Source organism: Aminivibrio pyruvatiphilus (assembly GCF_004366815.1).
In the GTDB taxonomy this organism is placed as follows: domain Bacteria; phylum Synergistota; class Synergistia; order Synergistales; family Aminobacteriaceae; genus Aminivibrio; species Aminivibrio pyruvatiphilus.
In genome coordinates this window covers 20,907-40,537 of the sequence record NZ_SORI01000016.1, presented here as the reverse complement: position 1 = coordinate 40,537, position 19,631 = coordinate 20,907, and the positions used below count along the sequence as shown (strand labels likewise).

General features: G+C 61.1%; 17 protein-coding genes. 12 read left to right on the top strand and 5 right to left on the bottom strand.

Annotated features, from left to right (window positions below; genetic code table 11):
* Window positions 1–10 precede the first annotated feature (10 nt).
* The 11 genes from C8D99_RS11175 (at window position 11) to C8D99_RS11125 (ending at window position 10,922) form a co-directional block, all read left to right on the top strand.
* Window positions 11–511 carry a hypothetical protein gene (locus tag C8D99_RS11175; RefSeq protein WP_208321165.1) on the top strand — a complete coding sequence of 167 codons (501 nt, stop codon included), beginning with the start codon at window positions 11–13 and terminating at the stop codon, window positions 509–511.
* A gap of 90 nt (window positions 512–601) precedes the next feature.
* Complete coding sequence (locus C8D99_RS11170; protein ID WP_133958301.1) at window positions 602–1,975, top strand: CAP domain-containing protein; 1,374 nt, start codon at window positions 602–604, stop codon at window positions 1,973–1,975.
* 119 nt (window positions 1,976–2,094) lie between these two features.
* The gene (locus C8D99_RS11165; RefSeq protein WP_133958299.1) at window positions 2,095–2,559 is read left to right on the top strand and encodes a hypothetical protein; all 465 of its coding nucleotides are present in this window, start codon (window positions 2,095–2,097) and stop codon (window positions 2,557–2,559) included.
* 251 nt (window positions 2,560–2,810) lie between these two features.
* Window positions 2,811–3,248, top strand: coding sequence for a VOC family protein (locus tag C8D99_RS11160; RefSeq protein WP_133958297.1), 438 nt, complete (start codon window positions 2,811–2,813; stop codon window positions 3,246–3,248).
* A 15-nt stretch (window positions 3,249–3,263) separates the two neighbouring features.
* The gene (locus C8D99_RS11155; RefSeq protein ID WP_133958294.1) at window positions 3,264–3,731 is read left to right on the top strand and encodes a tripartite tricarboxylate transporter TctB family protein; all 468 of its coding nucleotides are present in this window, start codon (window positions 3,264–3,266) and stop codon (window positions 3,729–3,731) included.
* A 42-nt stretch (window positions 3,732–3,773) separates the two neighbouring features.
* On the top strand, window positions 3,774–5,249 hold the full coding sequence (locus tag C8D99_RS11150) for a tripartite tricarboxylate transporter permease (protein WP_166670150.1): 1,476 nt from the start codon (window positions 3,774–3,776) through the stop codon (window positions 5,247–5,249).
* Window positions 5,250–5,268: 19 nt separating this feature from the next.
* A complete protein-coding gene (locus C8D99_RS11145) occupies window positions 5,269–6,240 on the top strand; it encodes a tripartite tricarboxylate transporter substrate binding protein (protein WP_133958290.1) in 972 nt (323 codons plus the stop codon).
* Window positions 6,241–6,391: 151 nt separating this feature from the next.
* Entirely contained in the window at window positions 6,392–7,147 is a 756-nt protein-coding gene (locus C8D99_RS11140) for a FadR/GntR family transcriptional regulator (RefSeq protein ID WP_133958288.1), read from the top strand.
* An 8-nt stretch (window positions 7,148–7,155) separates the two neighbouring features.
* Window positions 7,156–9,042, top strand: a complete 1,887-nt coding sequence (locus C8D99_RS11135) for a TRAP transporter permease (RefSeq protein ID WP_338024469.1) — start codon at window positions 7,156–7,158, stop codon at window positions 9,040–9,042.
* Between the two features lie 68 nt (window positions 9,043–9,110).
* Complete coding sequence (locus tag C8D99_RS11130) at window positions 9,111–10,082, top strand: TAXI family TRAP transporter solute-binding subunit (protein WP_166670149.1); 972 nt, start codon at window positions 9,111–9,113, stop codon at window positions 10,080–10,082.
* A gap of 15 nt (window positions 10,083–10,097) precedes the next feature.
* Window positions 10,098–10,922 (top strand): aspartate dehydrogenase, encoded by an 825-nt coding sequence (locus tag C8D99_RS11125; RefSeq protein ID WP_133958282.1) that lies wholly within the window; start codon window positions 10,098–10,100, stop codon window positions 10,920–10,922.
* A 71-nt stretch (window positions 10,923–10,993) separates the two neighbouring features.
* Here the strand turns inward: C8D99_RS11125 and C8D99_RS11120 are convergent, their stop codons facing one another.
* From C8D99_RS11120 to C8D99_RS11110, 3 genes are all read right to left on the bottom strand, one after another.
* Complete coding sequence (locus C8D99_RS11120; protein ID WP_133958280.1) at window positions 10,994–12,304, bottom strand: alpha/beta hydrolase family protein; 1,311 nt, start codon at window positions 12,302–12,304, stop codon at window positions 10,994–10,996.
* A 22-nt stretch (window positions 12,305–12,326) separates the two neighbouring features.
* Entirely contained in the window at window positions 12,327–13,112 is a 786-nt protein-coding gene (gene nudC, locus C8D99_RS11115) for an NAD(+) diphosphatase (protein ID WP_133958278.1), read from the bottom strand.
* Between the two features lie 174 nt (window positions 13,113–13,286).
* Complete coding sequence (locus tag C8D99_RS11110) at window positions 13,287–14,129, bottom strand: tetratricopeptide repeat protein (protein WP_133958276.1); 843 nt, start codon at window positions 14,127–14,129, stop codon at window positions 13,287–13,289.
* Window positions 14,130–14,378: 249 nt separating this feature from the next.
* Here C8D99_RS11110 and C8D99_RS11105 point away from each other — a divergent pair, with 249 nt between their 5' ends.
* Window positions 14,379–16,826: a hypothetical protein gene (locus C8D99_RS11105; RefSeq protein WP_133958274.1), complete on the top strand. Its 2,448-nt coding sequence runs from the start codon at window positions 14,379–14,381 to the stop codon at window positions 16,824–16,826.
* Window positions 16,827–16,992: 166 nt separating this feature from the next.
* Here C8D99_RS11105 and mdoH read toward each other — a convergent pair whose 3' ends face one another.
* Window positions 16,993–19,101, bottom strand: coding sequence for a glucans biosynthesis glucosyltransferase MdoH (mdoH, locus tag C8D99_RS11100; protein ID WP_133958272.1), 2,109 nt, complete (start codon window positions 19,099–19,101; stop codon window positions 16,993–16,995).
* Window positions 19,094–19,474, bottom strand: coding sequence for a hypothetical protein (locus tag C8D99_RS11095; protein ID WP_133958270.1), 381 nt, complete (start codon window positions 19,472–19,474; stop codon window positions 19,094–19,096). Before C8D99_RS11095 ends, mdoH begins: the two co-directional genes overlap by 8 nt.
* Window positions 19,475–19,631 lie beyond the last annotated feature (157 nt).

Below are 19,631 nucleotides of genomic sequence, written 5' to 3'. Positions count from 1 at the left end.
GGGCATAGCGGTGCTGATGTTGCTGGCATTCGCCTCCGCCGCCCTGGCGAAACCCGACTGGGTGACGGTCAAGTACACGGGATGCAAACTTTCGACGCGAAAGAACACGAAGGTAACAGACGGCAACCACAGAACACTGGTTCTGTACTTCGACATCATCAACAACAGCAAGAACGGCGATATCATTACGGCCATCTACGACAGGAAAATAAGCTACAAAGGAGTGTTCACCATCCACAAGATGGAATGGGGCACTATCTACGGCGCGATACAGTCGCAGGGATGGAAACCTGCAACGTGGAACGTCAGTCATTCCGGCACATATTCCAATCCGATAAAAGGAGAATGGTATCCCGGACAGGTGTACAAGTACGACATCACCGTCTCCCTCAATAAACTCATTAAGCCTTTCGGGGGCAACTGGAAAAAGACCAATGAAGCGGCGTCCAGAGGCTTTAGTTTCAAGCCGAATACACTGTCTTTTGATTTCGGGGTCCGCAGCCACAAGTAAGGCCGCTGTTCATGCAAAAAGCGCCGGCTTTTGAAGCTGTGCGGAGGGAGCTTTAGAGGTGCGAAAAAGGAGGAGGCCGTTCTGGAAAAAATGCCGATAGGGCTGCGAAGCCTGGCGGTCCTGTGTCTTACCGCTCTTTTCCTGATGGGACCCCTGCCGGCGGCCTTTGCCCTGAAACTGACGATCCGAAACGACTTCGCAGACAGCCTCAACACAGCCGTGGTCTACTACTGCGACTCCACCGGCGCATGGACGACCAGAGGCTGGTACGTGGTGAGGCCCCGCGAATCGCGGACCATCAACTTTTCCACCTCCAAACCGACCATGTATCTCCATTCCTATCTGTCCGGCAGGAATAAAATCTCCTGGGGAAAAGGGGACATTACAAGGGTGGTCATGTCGAAGGCCTTTGTGTACGAGGACGGCGAAACATGCCCCGCCGGTCCCGACAGGAGGACGGCAAAGTTCACCAGGTACGCGGCAAAAAACGGTCGCGTGGACTACAGGCCGGTGAAGACGGGGGAGCCCCTTCCCGCAGGGGGAGGAGACACTTTTTCGGCGGTAAGCAATGAACTGCTGAAACTCATCAATGCCGACCGCAGAAAGACCGGCGCCCGGGATCTGAAACTGGATGCGACCCTGTCGAAGGCGGCGGCCCGCCGGGCTTCGGAACTGCCGAAGGTGTGGGGCCACACCCGTCCGAACGGAAAAAGCTACAGTTCCGTCTTCGCCGAGTTCAATCTCAATCCGGCAAGAAGCGGAGAAAACGTGGCTTCAAATACGAAACCCCTGAAGGCCTCTCATTTCCATGAACAGTTCATGAATTCTCCCGGGCATAAAAAAGTTCTGCTGAACCCCGAGTATTCCGCCGTGGGGCTGGCTTTTCACGAGGAAGGGGGCAGGACCTACTGCGTGGAACTCTTCACGGGAGAGGGCGGGGGAGCCGGAAACACCCCGCCCCTGCCCGGGGACGGTCTCGCCTTTGCGGCTGCCAATGTGGTGAACCTTATCAACAACGAGAGGACCCGTTCCGGGCGTGTCCCCCTGCGGACGGACGATGCCCTCACCAGTGCGGCCCTGACCAGGGCACGGGAGATGAACGTGAAATTCGACATCGTCACCAGGCCTGACGGAAGAACGTTCGATACAGTCCTGAGGGACAGCGGCCTGGTCTTTGCCGGGGCATCGACATCTGGGGTTGACACGCCGGAGGCCGACGCACTTGAAATATTCCGGGAGTTTTTTAACGACGGAAAGACCCGAAATTCCATGCTGGCCGGGGAGTATACCCACGTGGGGGCTGGAATCTGCCGGCTCGGCAGCGGATATTACACCGTTCTCCTGTTTGCCGGGGGCAAAGGAAGCGGAACCGCGGAACCAGGCCTCGCCGGGGCGATGAATGAGCTGGAGAAGTCCCTCCAGGAATTTGAGGAGGCCCTCCGGCAGCTCGGCGATCTGTTTTAGGTACGAAGGAATCTCGGGAGAACAGAAAGCCGGGAACAGTCACGGCGCCGGAGATGAAAAATGGGGTGCTGAAAGAGGCGGGTTGCATACTGTGAAGGTCCGGAAGGAGAAGTGACGGGATGAAAAACTTTCTGAAATTCGTATCGGTTTTCTGCGTATTGGCTGCGTCATTGATTTTTGCCTCATCGTCCTGCGCCGCTGTCACAATCACGATACATAACAACCGCGACCACAATCTGTCGTTCGCTTTCTGCTGGGCCGGGTTCGACAAGCCCGACGACAGGCGGATCGGCTGGTACAACGTCAAGGCGGGAGAGTCGAAAACGTTCACTTTCAAGGATGCTCAGTACGCCCTCACTGCGCAGGACTTCGGGTATTACGCCACGGGCGGCGGAAAGGTCTGGGCGGGGAAGGCGGATGTAGATCGCCCTCTGCCCGTGATCATCCATCCGAAACAGGCGTTCAAAGGGAGTCCGGACGATCCTATCGACGGCGGGAGGAAGGTGTATTTCAGGCACATTAAACTGAAAGAAACCAGCGATGATATGGTAAACGGAAGCGCGACCCTCACCTTCAACCCATGACCGGGGTAACCCCGGGCGCGAGGGCGTTATGCTCCGGGAAAAAGGGAAAGATTTTTTCCCGCCGGGGGAGAACGACCGGTAAATAGGTAAGGAACAAGAAAAACTGACCGGTGGACGGAGGAGGAAACTTCCGAGCCCGCCGGTATATTTTATCCATCCCCTGCATCTTATATTATATACTTGACAAAATAAGCGTTTGTCTGGTAAGGTCATGGCGAAAATCGGCTTCCCGCCATGGGAGATGCCGGTGAATGAGGAGGGAAAACACCGTGATTACCCAGATCGACCATATCGAGATCATCGTGAAGGACGTCAAGGAGTACGTTGATTTTTACCAGAAGCTCGGCTTCAAACTCCTCCAGTGGACGGACCATCACGGCGGCTCGGCGGAGCTTCAGCTTCCCGGACCGAACCAGCCCATTTTCGAGATCCACACGGTTATCGACGAAGAAAACATCGGCGTCAACCACATCGCCTTCAAGACCGACGACCTGATCACAACCTATGAAGAGCTGAAGGCGGCCGGCATCGAGTTCAGCAACGAGCCCTACAGAAACCGCCACACGGGGCGGGGCAATGTCCGTCTTCGCGACCCCGACGGCTGGCGTCTCCAGATGTGCGACGGCGAGAGAAAAGAGCCGGAAAAGGGAGTTCCCGAGTCTGAGGTAAAAGACGAGTTCAAGCGGTAGACGGGCCGTGATGTCATGCTGACGAAGAATCCATCCACCATACTGGGTTCGGGCCTGATCCTCTTCAGCGGGGGAGTGTTGTATCTCGTGTCGCAGTTTTCCACAGCGGCCGAAGAGTTTCGGGCACTCTCCCCGAAATTTTTCCCGGACCTTCTGGGTTGGACGCTTCTTTTCCTTGGAGCGGTGATCTTTGTCCAGGGAATGCGGCGTCCGGAAAAGCCCGTTTTCAGCGAACGCCCTGAAAAACAGGCAGTTGTCCGGGCGATCCTTTTCATCTTCCTGGTGGGGGCGTACCTCTTTTTCCTTTCCTCCCTGGGTTTTGTGCTTGTGACGTGTCTTTTCATGCTCGTATCCCAGTTCCTTCTGGGGGAAAAACACCTTCTTTTGAATATCCTGCGCACGGGTGTGTTTGTTTTTCTCGTGAATTATCTCTTCTCCGGCCTGCTTCACGTTCCCCTTCCGCTGGGCCCGTGGGGATTCTGACGATGGCTTTCCCTGCCCGCCGTCAGTGAAAGGATGAGTGTGATGGATATTTTAGCAGCTTTGGAGACGGTTTTTACTTTCAAGATGATCGCCCTCATCTTCGGGGGCAGCGCCCTCGGGATCATCGTGGGGGCCCTTCCCGGGCTTTCGGCCACCATGGGCATGGCCCTCATGCTCCCCATCACGTTCTACATGCCTCCTTCCGAGGGTATCCTCATGCTCCTCGGCCTCTACACCGGTGCGGTTTTCGGAGGAGCCTATTCCGCAATATTGCTGAACATCCCCGGCGCTCCCCCTTCGGTCATGACGTCCCTGGACGGATATCCCATGGCGCAGCGGGGCGAAGCGGGGCGGGCCATCAGCCTGGCCACGGTGGGCTCGACTCTGGGAGGCATCGCCGGGGTCATCGCCCTGATAATCATCGCCCCCGTTCTGGCCCGGTTCGCCCTGAGGTTCGGCCCCGCAGAATATACCGTCCTCGCCGTCTTCGGCCTGAGCGCCATCGTGGCCGTGTCGGGCAAGGCGCTTGCGAAGGGATTCGCCGGGGCGACCCTCGGCGTCCTTCTGTCCACGGTGGGGATGGACAACTTCACCAACGTGTCCCGGTTCACCTTCGGCTCCCTCGACCTGATGTCGGGGATCAACTTCATCCCCGTGGTGATAGGCCTGTTCGGTCTCGCGGAAGTGATTTCCCAGATTCTCGAGAGTTCAAAGGAAGGGGTCATCACAAAGACCATCAACAGGCTCTTCCTTTCGGCGAGCGATTTCGCCAAGGTCCTGAAGGGCTTTCTTCCGGCGAGCCTCATCGGCATCGTCATCGGCGTGCTTCCCGGCGCAGGGGGGACCATTGCGTCCATCATCAGCTACAACCATGCCATGCAGTCCTCGAAGGAGCCGGAGAAATTCGGCACCGGCGCTCCCGAAGGCATCATCGCCGCCGAGACGGCGAACAACGCTTCCGTAGGCGGCGCCATGGTGCCCCTGCTCACCCTGGGCGTTCCGGGAAGCTCTCCCGCGGCTATTCTGCTGGGAGCCCTTCTTATCCACAACCTGCGGCCGGGTCCCATGCTTTTCACCACCCAGCCCCTGCTCATCAACACCATTTTCATCGGGCTCCTGGTGGCCCAGTTCTCCCTGCTGCTCTGGGGGCTTGCCACGGCACGGATCGCCCCGTGGATACTGGCGGTTCGGAAGGAGATGATGCTCCCGGTCATCGCCGTTCTCTGCGTGATCGGGGCCTTCGCGCTCAGCAACAGCCTGTTTGACGTGGGGATCATGCTGGTCTCCGGCGTTGCGGGATTCTTCCTCAACAAGGTGGGGGTGAAGCCCGGAACGATCATCCTGGGGCTGATCCTCGGTCCCATGTTCGAAAACAACCTCCGGAGCACCATCGAAATTTCCGGAGTGGCGCCCATTTTTACGTCGCCCATCTGCATCGTGCTCTGGGTGCTGACGGCGGCAATGATCCTGTACCCTGTGTGCAAGATGCTCATGCTCAAAAAATGCGGAACGGAATAAGAAAGGGGAGGTGCAGTTCATGAAGTTGAGAAAGGCAGCAGCAGCGGCAGCAGTTTGTCTGGCGGTTCTTTTCGCGGTTCCCGCCCTGGCGGCGGATTATCCCACCCGTCCGGTGACCTATATTATCGGCTGGGAGACCGGCGGCGGTTCGGACCTGGTGAGCAGGGTACTGTGTGCCGAGGCGGAGAAACACCTGGGACAGCCCATCGTCATCGTCAACAAGCCGGGCGGCTCCGGCGCCAAGGCCTACGTGGAAATTTCCCAGGCCAGGCCCGACGGCTACACCATCGGCAACACCACGGGCACCATTTCGACCCACAAGTTCATGGGCGTTATTCCCATCGGCCATGAGGCCTTCGAAGTGGTCATCACCTTCAACTCCGACCCGGGCGGTCTCTGGGTGAAGAAGGACGCTCCATGGAAGGACCTGAAGGAGTTCATAGAGGATGCCCGGAAGCGGCCTGACACCATCACCGTGGCGGCGTCCAACCCCGGATCCATCACCCGTCTCGGCCTTCAGCTTCTCGAGCTGAAGGAGAACGTGAAGTTCAAGATCGCCAGCCAGGCCGGCGGAGAGGCCAAGGGACCTTCCCTCGTGGCCGGCGGGCACGTGGACGCATGCCAGGCTGCCCCCGTCACTGCCAAGTCGCTCTACGAAGCGGGAGAAATCCGGCCCCTGGGCGTCATGAGCGAAGTCCGGGTCGAAGCCTTCCCCGACATCCCCACCTTCATGGAGCAGGGGTATGACGTGGTTATGCACAACACCCGGCAGGTTCTCGCCCCCAAGGGCACGCCGAAGGAAGTGGTGGACAAGCTCTATGCCGCCTTCAAGGCTGCCGCCGAGAGCGAGACCTTCCAGAAGTTCATGAACGAGTCCGGCTCCATGATTCTCACCTGGGACCAGAAACAGTCCACGGAATTTCTCACGAAGCAGGACGCCCAGTTCAAGGATCTTCTGCAGCAGGTGGGCCTGTACAAGGAAGCGAAATAAAAAAAGGTTCTTCAAAGATCGTCCCGCCCGTGGCGGCGGGTTTTTCCTCCAGGGGGCTGCGTGAACGCAGCCCCCTTTTTTATCGGGAAATATTGAAACCAAATTCATCGTATGATAGGATGAAGCGACAAAAGAGAAGGAGGAACCGCCCATGCCGTCGCCCCTGAGGGCAAAGAAGCTCACGGAACTGCTCATTGACGAGATCAAGGTGCTCATCGAGGCGGATTCTCTCCGGCCGGGGGATAAAATTCCCACGGAGCAGGAATTGATGAGAATCTTCAAGGTGAGCAGGACCTGCGTCCGGGAAGCCCTTTCTGTCCTCCGCCAGGAGGGGGTTGTGGAGATTATCCAGGGAAAGGGCACCTTCCTCAAAAAACACTATACCCCCCTTCCCGATATGGCCGACCCTTCATCCAGCGCCCTGGCCCACTTCATGGAGGCGAGAAAGGTGCTGGAGAGCAGTCTGGCCCGTCTTGCCGCAGAAAGGGCTTCCGACGAAGACCTGGAAAGGATGGAGTCGGTTCTGTCCGTTCTGGAAGGCGGCGAGGGTGAAGCGGACCCCGACAGGGTGGTTCAGTCCGACCTCGATTTTCATTACAGCCTTGCAAAATCCACGGGAAATCCCGTGCTTCTCCATCTTCTCCAGGAGGTGGATTCCCATCTTCAGAAAGGCCGTTCCACCACCATCACTTTTCCCCAGGGACGGAAAAAAGCCCTCGAGGGACATAAAAGAGTGCTCCATGCCCTTCGGAAACGGTCTCCCGACGATGCCGCCCTGCAGATGGCCCGGCATATTGACGAAATTGAGAAGGCCCAGAGATTCATCATGGCCCTCCAGGACGGCCCTCCGAAGGACGAAACCGGGGGCTGCCGGCCCGAAGGCGCAGGGAGCTCCCGGATGGAATAGAAGTTTTTGTGCGTTGGGGAAGCAGGAAAAGTTACCGAGTGGGGGGGACCTATATTTTGGATTGTTTTCCTGAGAAAAAAACGAACCTTTTGATTACGGCCGTTTCCGCGGCCATGGGAATTTTTCACGTCTACACGGCGTTTTTCGGGGTGCTGACCGCCCTCTGGCAGCGGAGTATCCATCTTACCTTCGGTTTTCTCATCTGTTACCTGACCGCGGTCGCCGGGGCGTCCCTGAAGCGGGAGAAGATTTTTCCGCTGCTGGCCGCCGCGGCGTCCCTTTTCTGCCTGGGCCATTTCATCGTCAACTTCCAGGCCATGATCCTCCGGTTCGGCGACCCGGACGCCCTGGACCTGGCGGTGGGTACGGTTCTCATCGTGCTCGTTCTCGACTTTGCCCGGCGATCGGTGGGGAATATTCTTCCCGGGATCGCCGTGGTGTTTCTCCTCTACGCCGTCGCCGGCCCCTATCTGCCGGGGATGCTCTGGCACAGGGGGTACGACCTGACCCGGATCATCTACCAGATCTCCCTGAGCACCGAAGGTATTTTCGGCACTCCCCTCGGCGTGTCGGCGAGCTACGTCTTTATTTTCGTCCTCTTCGGAGCCTTCCTTGAGATCACCGGGGCGGGCCAGTTCTACATCGACTTTGCGGTAAAATCCGTCGGCGGAAGCGCCGGAGGTCCGGCGAAGGCCGCAGTGGTGGCAAGCAGCCTCTTCGGGTCCGTTTCGGGCAGCGCCGTGGCAAACGTGGCGGGCACGGGAGCGGTGACCATTCCCCTCATGCGCTCCATCGGGTACAGGCCGGAATTCGCGGCGGCGGTGGAGGCGGTGGCGTCCACGGGAGGCCAGATCATGCCTCCCCTCATGGGCGCGGCGGCCTTCATCATGGCGGAAATTTTGGCCGTTCCCTATTACAAGGTGGCCCTGGGGGCCCTCATCCCCGCCCTGATTTTCTACGGCACGGTGTTCACCATGGTCCACTGCAGGGCGAAGATTCTCGGCCTCTCGGGAACGGCCCGGGATTCTCTTCCTCCCATGAAGACCCTTCTCCGGGAGCAGGGCATCTTTTTCATTCCCCTTCTCGTGCTGATCTACTTCATGATCATCGCCCAGTACTCCGTAATGAAAGCGGCCGTCTATTCCCTTCTCGCCACGGTCCTGGTGGGTTTTTTCAAGAAGCGGATGGGCTGGCGGGACATCATAACCGCCTTCGAGAGCGGCGCCAGGGTTTCCCTGGTGGTCATCGCCTCTACCGCATGTGCCGGGATCATCGTGGCGGTCATGAACCTGACCGGCCTGGGCATGAAGTTTTCCAGCCTCGTGCTCGCCGTGGGGGGAAACAGCCTGATCCTCGTGCTGATCATGATCATGCTCGCGAGCCTGCTTCTGGGCATGGGGCTTCCCACCACGCCGGCGTACCTCATCCTGGCGGTCCTCGGGGCCCCGACCCTGGTGAGACTGGGTGTCGAACCCCTGGCTGCCCACCTCTTCGTCTTCTATTTCGGCTGCATGTCCATGATCACTCCGCCGGTGGGGCTGGCTGTCTATGCCGCGTCGTGCATCGCGGAAGCGGATTTCTGGAAGACGTCGAAGCAGTCCCTTCTCCTGGCCCTTCCGGCCTTCGTTGTACCGTACATGTTCGTCTTCCACCCCTCGCTGGTGGGGTTGGGGGACGTGTTTTCCGTTCTTTCCACGGGAGGGAGCGGCCTCCTAGGGGCCGTCATTCTCGGGGCGGGACTGTCGGGCTGGTATTTCCTGAAGGTATCCCTTCCGGAACGGGCGGTGCTCTGCGTCGCCGGCATTCTCCTTATTCTGCCGGGGTGGCCGAGCAATATCGCAGGTATTCTGCTGGCTGTTGCAGTATGGGCATTCCGGAAGAATATGAGGAAATGATACACGGTTCAGCGTCTTTTTCGGACGGCGGTGAAATGAGAGCACACCATACAAAGGAGGAAGAGAAGATGAAAGGAAAGGCATGGAAAGGAATAGCACTTGCGGCGGCGCTCATGATGTGTTTCGGGGTTCCTGTGACGGCTTCGGCCCTTGAGCTGAAGCAGGTTTCCATAGCGGGAGCCGGTACGGCGGGAACGTTTTACATCATGGCCGCCGGAATCGCCGACCTGTTCGGCAAGCAGCTCGGCGTGAACTCCGTGGCCGAGGTGACGGCGGGCTCGGTGGAAAACGTCAAGCTCCTGGACAGCAAGAGGGTGGAACTCGGCGTCATGCAGGTGGACGTCATGCAGAACGCCCTGGCGGGAAAGGCCCAGTTCAAGGCCCCGGTGGACATGGTGGCCATCGCTCCCCTGTACCCCAACGTGATCCAGATCGTCACGCTGAAGGATTCCCCCATCAACTCCTTCTCGGACCTGAAGGGCAAGCGGATTTCCGTGGGTTCTCCCGGAAGCGGCATCCTCGCCACGAACCAGATCATCCTGGAGACCATGGGAATGACGCTGGACGATATCCAGCCCCAGTATCTCTCCTTCGCGGAGACCACCAACGCCTTCCGTGACGGCTCCGTTGACGCGGCCATAGTGAACACCGCCGCCCCCGCGCCTTGGGTGGTGGACCTGGAGACAAGCCACGCAGTCAAGCTCATCGAGCTTTCGAAGGAAGAGATCGAGAAGTTCACCGGGAAGTTCGGCCATTTCGTCTCCGCCGAAATCCCCAAAGAAGCCTACAAGTCCCTTGAAAAGGACGTTCCCACCTTCGCCGTGTGGATCACCCTGTCAGGCAGGGGCGACCTTCCCGAACAGGATGTCTACGACATGACGAAAACCATTTTCGAGCACACCGATTTCCTGAAGGGCATCCACTCGGTGGGAAGCTACATTACCCTGGAGAACGTGTCGAAGATCGCCTCCCTGCCCTTCCACCCCGGGGCCGTGAAGTTCTATGCCGAAAAGGGGATCGACGTTTCACCGAAGAAATAGAGAGGAGGAGCACCGTTGAAAAAACTGCGCGTGGCCATCCTTGGCTGCGGAACCATAGGGCGGTTTGTCCTTGATCACCTCGCCGACGGGGTGGTGCCCGGGTGCGAACCGGTGGCGGTCTATCTCCGTTCGCCGGAATCCAGGGGAAGGGAGCATCTCGAGTCGAGAAAGATCCCCTGGGTCACCAGCCTCGAAGACCTCCTCGGGTTTTCTCCCGACGTGGTGGTGGAGGCATCCACCCATGACGCGGTGGTGGCCATGGGGCCGGAAATCCTGAAGAGGGGCGTGGATTTTATCCCCCTGAGCCTCGGGGCCTTCGTGGACGCCGGTCTCATGGAGACCATGACGGCTGCTGCGGAAAAGGGCGGCAGCAGGCTTCACATCCCCTCGGGGGGCATCGGAGCCCTGGACGCCCTGCAGACCGCCCTGATCGGCGGCGTGGAGAAGGTGACCATGACCACCAGGAAATACTCCACCACGTGGAAGGGCATTCCCGCCGTGGACGAGCTCGGTGTCGACCTGGAGAACCTGAAGGAGCCCCTCCTTCTTTTCGAAGGGCCCGCCAGGGAGTGCATGAAAAAATACCCCCAGAGCATCAACATCGGCGCGGCCCTGAGCATCGCGGGGATAGGCTTCGACCGGACGATCATCAAAATCTACGCCGACCCCACGGTGGAGTACAACACCCACGAGATCCGCTGGGAAGGCGCCACGGGAAAAGTGACGGTTCTCTTCGAGAACACGCCGGTTCCCGAGAACCCGAAGACCACATACCAGGCCTGTCTCAGCACTCTCTTCGTGCTGAAGAACATGACGGGGAGCAGGATCATCGGCGCCTGATCCCCGCCGAGAGCCGAGAGACGGCCGAAAAGAGAGCGGCCCGGGCGTATTCGTCCGGGCCGCTCTTCAGTCTACCTGAACAGTTCGTCCAGCCAGTCGAGGGCCACCGCCCACGAGAGGGCCGGGTTGTCGAGCTGGCAGTGGGCGTTGGCGCCGCTCTCCCGTTCGAACACATGAAGGGTCGCGTTCTGAGCCGTAGCGGCGAAGTATTCCGCCTGTTTCAGGGGCGTTGGCCCCTCTCCGGCGCCCACCATCCCCAGGGCGGGCATGGCGAGGTTCCGCAGCCGGTCGTCGGGAATGCGGAAAAAAGAGAAGGCGTCAAAGGTTTCCGCGACGGAGGGCCTGCCGAACCGGACGCACAGATTCAGCAGGGAGAGCCGGTATTTGGGCGGCATGTCCTTCTCCGAAAGGGTCTTGAGATCTTCCACGGTAAGGTTGTTCTTTTTGAGCATGTCCACGGTCTGTTCACCCAGGGAAGCGAGGAAGTACTCATGTATGTCCGTCAGGGGCGAGTTGAGGATGAGCGCCCCGAGGCGGGGTTCACCCAGGGCGCCGCTCAGGGCGAAGTAGCCCCCGAAGCTCGCCCCGTAGAGGGCGACCTGCTTTGGGTTTACTTCGGGCCGCTTCAGCAAAAAGTCCGTGACCGTGCGGACCGTGGGCCCCAGGTCGGAAACGAAAGTCGAATCCGGGTGGAACCGCCGTTTTCCTGCCTGTCCCGGCCCCTCGAAGAGGAGGACGTTGTATCCCCTGTCCAGGGCGGCCCTGCCCACCGACAGGAACATCTCCTCCGCCGTTCCGTCGAAACCGCTTTGGGCGATCAGAGTTTTCCGCCGTTCGCCGCCCTTCCCTTGGGTGATGAAATAGCCGGGGTAGAAATCCTCGCCCTTTCCCGTGGGAATGAAGACCGCTTCCGTCTTCCACGGAAAATGTTCCATGGCCTTGAGGAAGGTCTCCCGGCACTTCATTCCCCATGACCGGGTGTCTTCCGACAGAGGATCGCCGTAGTACTCCGCCGCCCGGTAATAGGAGGATGCCCGGAGAAAGCTCTCCCTGGCGCTCACCGTATGCCCCCGTTCCAGCCTCGCCGTCCCGTCCTTTTCGAGACGCTGGGCGAGGGAAAGAAAGGCCGCCGACCACGACGCGGGGTTCCCGTCCTCAATCTGCCCCGCGGCAAGCAGGATCTCTCCCGCCGTACCTCCGCCCGCAGCGTCGGCGCCCAGACTGCGGAGAATCTGGAAGTCCATCTCCGAATCGGTGAAGAGAGACAGCCTCACACCGCTTCTCGACACTCCCCGCGCCTCCGGCGTGCCGTCCGCCCCCGCCCCCGTGGCGAACAGGACCACCAGCAGGAGCGTCACTCCGAAAACCGCAATACTTTTCATAGGTCCACCTCCCAAGTATTCTCTATTTTGTCCTCCCGGCGAGCCAGTGTTCGATAAGCCTTCTGGATATGCTGATGGACGGCGGAATTTCGGGCATGGTCGAGGGAGTGAACCACCCGGCATCCTCGATTTCCTTGCCGTCGGGGGTCAGCTCGCCCCCCGCCCATTCGGCCGTGAAGCCGAGCATGAGAGAGTGGGGAAAGGGCCAGGGCTGGCTTCCGAAATAGGCGATGTTCTTCACCCGGATGCCCACTTCCTCGAAGATTTCCCGCTCCACGGTCTCCTCGAGGCTCTCTCCCGGCTCCACGAACCCGGCGAGGACGCTGTACCGTCCCTTGGGAAAGTGGGGGCTCCGTGCCAGGAGGAGGCTGTTGTCCCTGGTCACCGCCACGATGACCGCGGGACTGAGGATGGGATAGGCCATGTAGCCGCATTCCGCGCAGCCGTAGGCCCGATCGCTGTCCGCGAGGTTCATGGAGGCGCCGCACCGCGGGCAGAACCGGCTGTTCCGCTTCCAGTCCATCATCTGGAAGGCCGTGCCCGCCGCGTGGAACAGGGGTTCTCCACCGAGGGCCCACAGTTCCCGCAGGCCCACCGCCTCATACCCCGGGGGCGGCGCATCATCGCCCGGGTATTCCCCCCAGGGAAAGCTTCCCCGTGTCGGAGGAAGGACGCCGGTGACCGTGAGCCGGTCCGCGAAGAGAGGCTCGTCCTCCGACGGCGGGAGAGAGAGGGGGGATTTCGATTTGACCAGCAAAAGATCCTTCTGAAAGAGCAGCCATTCGCCTCCAGGGCGGGAGAACGTCATGCCGGAGCCTCCAATGTTCGTATTCCCCTGTCCCTGCCGAAGCGCCGAGGGCAATCCCGCTCCCGGAAACCACCCGCTGATTCGGCAGAACAGGTAGAATTATTATACCCCATAAAGAAAGAGTCCCGGGGATTGTGCTCCGGGGACTCTTCTCTCCGGGCTCTTCACCCGGGGCTATTTCTTCTTTCCGTGTTTCGGCGGAGGTCCGTGCTTGGGCGGCGGTGCCTTCGGCTTATCCTTCCCCGGATCGCCCGGGCCTTTCGGGGGAGGCCCGTACTGCGGCGGATGGCCTGGGCCGCCCTTCGGCGGGCCGTAGTGGACGGGAGGATGGCCCGGATGTACGGGAGGGCCCCACCTGTGCCCGGGAGGAGTTCTCCGGTAGTCGTGATGTCTGTACCTGGGCGGGAATGGAGCCCTCCGCAGGTAGTCGGAGTAATGCCTCCTCGGGGGAAGGGGATGACGGGGGGCGTACCCCCTGGGATGCCACCTGTCCCGGTCCCTGTAGTAAAAGAGGTCGAGGATGAGGGAAGCGTAGAAGTTTCCTTTCCTGTATTCCAGCACCAGTCCGGGAAGGGCGTCTCTCCAGAGGATGAGGGCTCTCCTTCTGTCCACCCTCCGGCCGTATCCGGTGTGGTAATGGTAGGCCAGCATGGCCCGGGCCATGGGGTTTCCCCCCGCGGCGCTCCGTTCGTACCAGTAGGCCGCCTGGAGATGGTCTTCCGGGGCGCCCCTTTCGCCCCTGTCATAGCCGAGACCTGCGAGAAATCCCATTTCGGGGTCTCCGCTTTCCGCTTCCGCCAGGACTTCGGCGAAGGAAAGCTCGTCACCCGCTGCTGCGGGGGCGGGGAGAGCAGACAGCGGCGGGGAAGCCGCCGGAATGGAAATGACGGCCGAACTCTTCGACGAAAACGTGGGGGCTGCTTCGGCAGGAAGAGAGAAGGATACCGCAGACAGGACGGCAAGGGCTGAAAACAGGACCAGGGGCGGACGGCTGAAACGGCGCGGCGTATCTTCCATGAAAAATCGCCTCCTTTCTTTGTTCCGCCGCCGGAAGAAAAACTGACAGCCCGGCCGGCGGAGGATGAACAAAACGACCCATGGGTTTAATCTTTATTTTAGGCGGAAGACCCGGGGCTGGTACCGCTGTTCTACCGAACCGGAGTGTTAGCCGTCTTTACTTAGGGGAGGCTATGTGTCGGAAAACTCTTTATTGTTATAATATGTGGTGCCCGGGCAGCCGGAAGAGAGCGGGAGGAGGTATCCGTCATGAAACGATGGGCGTTCGTGGTTCCGTTCGTGTTTCTCGCCTGCGCCCTTGCCGCGGGAATCTGCGGTGCGGCGCCGGCGGAGGACCTGGAACGGAGAATCGGAGAGCTCGAGAAGGAGATCGAGGAGAGCGTGAAATCGGGCCGGGGCCTGTCCACGGAATTGATGGAGGAACTGGCGAAAGCCGTGGAGGAGCTGCTGAAAGGAGAGAAGGACAGGGAAGAGAGCGACGGGAAGGAGCCCGGCGACGGCTGGACGGAGGTTCCCTTTACGGGAACCATAACGGTTTCCCGGAGTTTATCCGGTTCGGCGATGATGAAGGAGGCAGGGGAGGGCGGAAAGGCGCCTCTGCCCGGAAAAAAGGACTGGCGGTGGTCAGGGCGGAAGGAGAGCGGGGGGAGTCCGTCCTCAGATCAGGAAGGCAGCTCATCCTGGTCGGGGAACAGTTCGGCCTTTCTTTCGGCCATGATCACAGGATCGGAGCCGATCCCTGACGGGGAGGGACACGTGATCGGGTACCAGCCCGTGGGGTACGTGACGGGCCGGGTGACGGAACGGGAGAACTTTCGGGCGAAGCATGTTTCCATAACGTCGCACTACTCCCATTCTGCAAGGGAAGAGCATGCCTTCAGTTCCGAAAACATTGACGGCTGGTGCAGGCTGACCGTCAACCCGAAGGAGGGGCGCTACGCCCTGTCCTTCCCTTCCATATACCTCGGGGACGGCACGGGGGAAACGGTGATGGCCTATTCCGGCCCGGATCTGCGGCTCGAGGAGCGGGAACCCTGGCACGGGCTGGGGCCGGTGGACTGGATTCCCTCGGAGCCGGACAGGGAGACCCTCCGGTACAGCCCGGGAAGCGGCGTGGTGGCGGGGTCCTTCACCTATGCCCTTCCTCCGGGCGGGATCGACATGGACCTGATCCGCAGGGGGCTCGGATCCTTTCCGCCGGAGCTTTCCGGCCTGAAGGGGGAGCTCCTCTCCGGGTATTCCGGGCTCGCGGAAGAATTCTCCGGCGCGGCGGGAAAGACCCCCGGAATGTATTCCGGAACGTGGACGGTCACGTGGAGCCTGAATATCGGGAACGTACCGGTCCGGGTGGAGCTGGAGCCCGTTGGGGACTACGAAAACTGGATGCCGGAGCTGATCTGGGGCGTGGGGAATTTCGTCCGGGTGAGGGCGAAGATCGTGGAACCGGCGGGGCAGGCGGGAAAAATCCGGTTTTCCCTTGAGGACGTGAGCCGGGAGCCCGGTGTCTGTTTGAATTTCCCCTTTGTTGACCGGGAGGAGGCTCCCGACCTGGTGATTTCGGAAATGAGCGGTTCCGGGCTGAACATCGCGGAGGACGGCCAGAGCGCCGTGACCCTCGATGAGGTGAACGAGGCCGAGATCGTGATTCAGGCAAAGGATTTCGGCGCACGGGGGAAGCTTTCCGCTACGGCGGTTGTCCAGGCGGGCGGAAAGGAGATGGAGGTCCGGGCGGTTTTGAAGAGGACCGGAGAGCACTGGGTGACCCTTCCCCAGGATGAGAACGGGAACGGTATCGCCGACTGCTGGGAGAAGGTCCGGGGAATATGGCCCTGCGCCGCTGACTCGGACGACGACGGGGAGCCGGAAGGAAAGGCCCCCGGCGACGGACTCTCCGCCTACGAGGAATACCGGGGCTTCTTCGTGAAGGGCAGGCACGGGCGCCTTGACCCGAACACAAAGGATCTTTTCGTGTACGATCCCGACGGCCTTGCGGAGAAAGCCGGCTTTGGACGGGTCACCGGGCTGGCGGTCCATTACGTCGAGCCGGAGGAAGGACGGTGCACCGGGACGGACGACAGGCCCCGGACAGTAAATTTCCGGTCCGGCTTTTCCCACCTGGTGGACCAGCACTGTCTCTGGATAAAGAAGGACACTCTCCCCGAACCGGACCCCTTCAACTGGGGAGCCTGCGAGGGACCGCCGGAAATAGGGCCGCCCCGGACGGCCGACCGGTACGTGCTGGTCTACGCGGACCAGATCAGGGCGGACCTCGAGAGGACAGTGGGGGAGAACCGTCCCGAGCTCACCAATGCCCTGGCGCAGCGGGGGCTCCGCCCGGACGCCGCATGGTTCGAGGGGCAGGTCGCCGGGGCCGTGGCCATGACCGCGATCCATGAGGCCTGCCACGGGCTGGGCATTTCCCACCATTACCGGTCGCTCAGGGAGACCCTGCCGAAGGGAGCCGATGTGGAGAAGGCCATAATGGCACTCGACATCAGCCCCTCCACCGGGCAGATGAGCTGCGTGATGCGCTACACCAGGGACTGGGGGAAGCACCCCCGGCTGACCTTCAGGGCGGAGAGCGAAACCCTGGACATTCTGCGGGGCCGTCCCTGGCCAAACACCCTGTGCGATACCCTGGACGACTGCCGGGGGCAGATGGTGGTCAGCGACAGGGAGACGGGGCACATTTTCTAATGGCCGAAGGTCGTGGTTTTCGGTTCTGTCATCCCGGGGAGCGGTTCGTTCCCGGCGGGGAATCCCCCATGTGGTCTTCGGCTGACAGAAAAGAACCCGGTCCCGGATTTCTGCAGAAAAGCAGATTCCCCGGCTTCGTCCTTCGGAATGACAAACACGCCGTTTTCTATTTCTTTTCGGGAGGAACCAGGCCCCACCGGGCGGCGGCCTGTTCGTCGCCGAGACGCCACACCTTCCTGTGGAGTTCCCGCAGGTGGTGCGGGGCCCGGAGAAGAGCCGTCTTCTCCTTCCGGTTCAGGGCGTCAGGTCCCGAAACCAGGGCCTTTTCCACGATCCTGTCCCGGGCCCGTTCCCGGGAAGGAGCTCCCCTCCGGAACCGGAGCAGCAGGGACGTGTGGAGGCTGTGGACCAGGGGATCCACCACTGCCCGGAGAAAACCCTTTTTCCGGGAGAAGAAGAAGGGGAAGTAGGGCTCCGGCCGCAGGAGATTGTCCTCCAGGGCCTGCAGTTCGGGGGGCAGCTCCACCTCCTCGGGGATGAGGAAGAGCCCCGCTTTCCGGAACAGCCGTCCCACACCGGCCCGTCCGGTGACGACGGAGATGGGGATTGAGAGGGCCAGGGAGAAGGTGATGGGGGAGATCCACCAGAAAAAGGACGGGGTGATCCAGTAGACCACCGCGCCCCAGCCGATGCCGAGAAGGGTGCCCCACCAGTGTGCCCGGAGGGCTTCCCTCCAGGTGGTTCCCCGGTCGTCCCGGGACTGGGCTCCCCACCCCACGCTTTTTCCCAGGAGGGTGGACACTACGAAGAGGCTGTGGAAGACCATCCGGATGGGGGTGAGGATCATGGACAAAACCACCTCGAGGAGAATGCTCAGGAAAAGGCGGATTTTCCCTCCGTAGAGCCTGGCCTTGAAATCGGCGAGGAGGATGGGAAAAGCGCCGAGAAATTTCGGCAGGAAGAGGAGGAGAGTGGTGGACCCCAGCAGCGAGATGGCCCAGTGGGGGCGCCAGACAGGCAGCTCGGGAAGGAATTTCCGGAGAATGGGCATGTACACCGGCTCGAAGAGGACTTCCGATATGGCCTGGGCGGAGTTGACCGTCAGGAAGGCCAGCCAGAGAAGGGCCGAGCCGTAGGAGAGGATGCCGTTGATGAACAGGGCCCGGTGGGCCGGGAAGAAGCCCCGGGTGAAGAGCAGGCGGGTGTGCTGGAGGTTGCCCTGGCACCACCGGCGGTCCCGCTTGAGTTCGTCGATGAGGGTGGGAGGCGTTTCCTCCCAGCTTCCCCTGAGGTCGTAGGTGAGCCAGATGCCGTACCCGGCCCGGCACATGAGGGCCGATTCCACGTAGTCGTGGCTGAGGATGTCGCCGCTCAGGGGGCCTTTGCCGGGAAGGCGGGGAAGCTCGCAGTGCTTCATGAAGGGTTCCACCCGGATAAGGGCGTTATGGCCGCAGTACTGGGCGTCGCCGAGCTGCCAGAAATGGAGCCCCGCGGCCAGCAGGGGGCCGTAGACGTGGTTGGCGAACTGCTGCACCCGGGCGATGAGCGTCTCCCGGTTCACCGCCTTGGGAGGCGTCTGGAGGATGCCGATGTCCGGCCGGGCCTCCATGATCTGCACCAGCCGCACCAGGGTCTCGCCGCTCATGATGCTGTCCGCGTCGAAGACGGCCATGTACCGGTAGCTTTTGCCCCACCGGCGGCAGAAGTCGGCCACGTTGCCGCTCTTCCGCTTGGTGTTGCTTGTCCGCTTCCGGTAGAAGACCCGCCCGAAGGCGTCTTCCTCAGAGCAGAACCTGTGCCAGGCTTCCTCTTCCTCCACCCAGACGTCGGGATCGGTGGTGTCGCTCAGCAGGAAGAAGTCGAACCGGTCCAGGGAGCCCGTCGCCCGGACGGAAGCGTAGGTCGTCCGCAGTCCGGCGATGACACGCTGTACCTCTTCGTTGTAGATGGGGATGAGAATGGCCGTCCGGGCCGCTCCGTCGGCGATGGTGAGGCCGAGGCCGTCGCAGGCCCTGGAGACCCGGTAGGCGTCCTTTTTGGTCAGCAGGATGACCAGTCCCGCGATGGAGGTCCAGAAGCCCACGGAAATCCAGGCGAAGAGGGTGGTGAACACCGCCACGAGGAACGTGTCCAGCAGGATGCTGCCCCGGTCGGGCAGGAGCCTGGCCATGGTGTTGCTGGAGATGACGGTCGGGATGAGGACGATCAGGAGCAGCAGAAGGCGCCGCCTGCTGCCCGTGCGCCTCCAGGCCGGAACGGGTCCGCCGTCAGCCATTGGTTTTTCCTCCGAAGAGTTCCCGGCCCCACCGCCGGAGAAAACGGACGAGGGACGTTCTCCAGGGCAGGCGGTCCATTTCCTCCGCCACCATGACGGTCCGGTTCAGCGGAGGAAAGGAGGAGATGCGCCGGCCTCCCCGGTCCACAAGGTCCGGAGAAAAGCCTTCTTCCCGGAGCAGCCGCTCCAGGGCGTCCATGGCTCCTTCAGGGGATGCCGGGGCTTCCTCCAGGCTCCGGGCGGCGAGGAAGAGCCCCCGGTCCGGCGGAAGGTCGAGCCCCTTGATGTACAGCAGCACCCTGTCCCGGGCAGCCCTCTGACCGGCGGAAAGTCCCGGAAGGATGCCTTCGGGCCGTTCGGCCGCGGAGTTCACGGTTGCTCCCCCGAACGGGGAGATGCCGCGAGGGAGCGGAAATCTAAAGAGGAGCGTCCGGAATGAACGCCGCCCCCCGGAAAAGCTTGTTGTGGGTGCACCGGGAAAACCTCCTGGCGGTTCGGTCTTGTGTTCATGATGCCTGTGACATCATACG

What these genes read in the sequence shown, in the direction of transcription:
- C8D99_RS11170 (WP_133958301.1), top strand. Translation starts at nt 602, where the DNA reads ATGCCGATAGGGCTGCGAAGCCTGGCGGTCCTGTGTCTTACCGCTCTT.
- C8D99_RS11165 (WP_133958299.1), top strand. Translation starts at nt 2,095, where the DNA reads ATGAAAAACTTTCTGAAATTCGTATCGGTTTTCTGCGTATTGGCTGCG.
- C8D99_RS11160 (WP_133958297.1), top strand. Translation starts at nt 2,811, where the DNA reads ATGAGGAGGGAAAACACCGTGATTACCCAGATCGACCATATCGAGATC.
- C8D99_RS11155 (WP_133958294.1), top strand. Translation starts at nt 3,264, where the DNA reads ATGCTGACGAAGAATCCATCCACCATACTGGGTTCGGGCCTGATCCTC.
- C8D99_RS11150 (WP_166670150.1), top strand. Translation starts at nt 3,774, where the DNA reads ATGGATATTTTAGCAGCTTTGGAGACGGTTTTTACTTTCAAGATGATC.
- C8D99_RS11145 (WP_133958290.1), top strand. Translation starts at nt 5,269, where the DNA reads ATGAAGTTGAGAAAGGCAGCAGCAGCGGCAGCAGTTTGTCTGGCGGTT.
- C8D99_RS11140 (WP_133958288.1), top strand. Translation starts at nt 6,392, where the DNA reads ATGCCGTCGCCCCTGAGGGCAAAGAAGCTCACGGAACTGCTCATTGAC.
- C8D99_RS11130 (WP_166670149.1), top strand. Translation starts at nt 9,111, where the DNA reads ATGAAAGGAAAGGCATGGAAAGGAATAGCACTTGCGGCGGCGCTCATG.
- C8D99_RS11120 (WP_133958280.1), bottom strand. Translation starts at nt 12,304, where the DNA reads ATGAAAAGTATTGCGGTTTTCGGAGTGACGCTCCTGCTGGTGGTCCTG.
- nudC (WP_133958278.1), bottom strand. Translation starts at nt 13,112, where the DNA reads ATGACGTTCTCCCGCCCTGGAGGCGAATGGCTGCTCTTTCAGAAGGAT.
- C8D99_RS11110 (WP_133958276.1), bottom strand. Translation starts at nt 14,129, where the DNA reads ATGGAAGATACGCCGCGCCGTTTCAGCCGTCCGCCCCTGGTCCTGTTT.
- C8D99_RS11105 (WP_133958274.1), top strand. Translation starts at nt 14,379, where the DNA reads ATGAAACGATGGGCGTTCGTGGTTCCGTTCGTGTTTCTCGCCTGCGCC.
- mdoH (WP_133958272.1), bottom strand. Translation starts at nt 19,101, where the DNA reads ATGGCTGACGGCGGACCCGTTCCGGCCTGGAGGCGCACGGGCAGCAGG.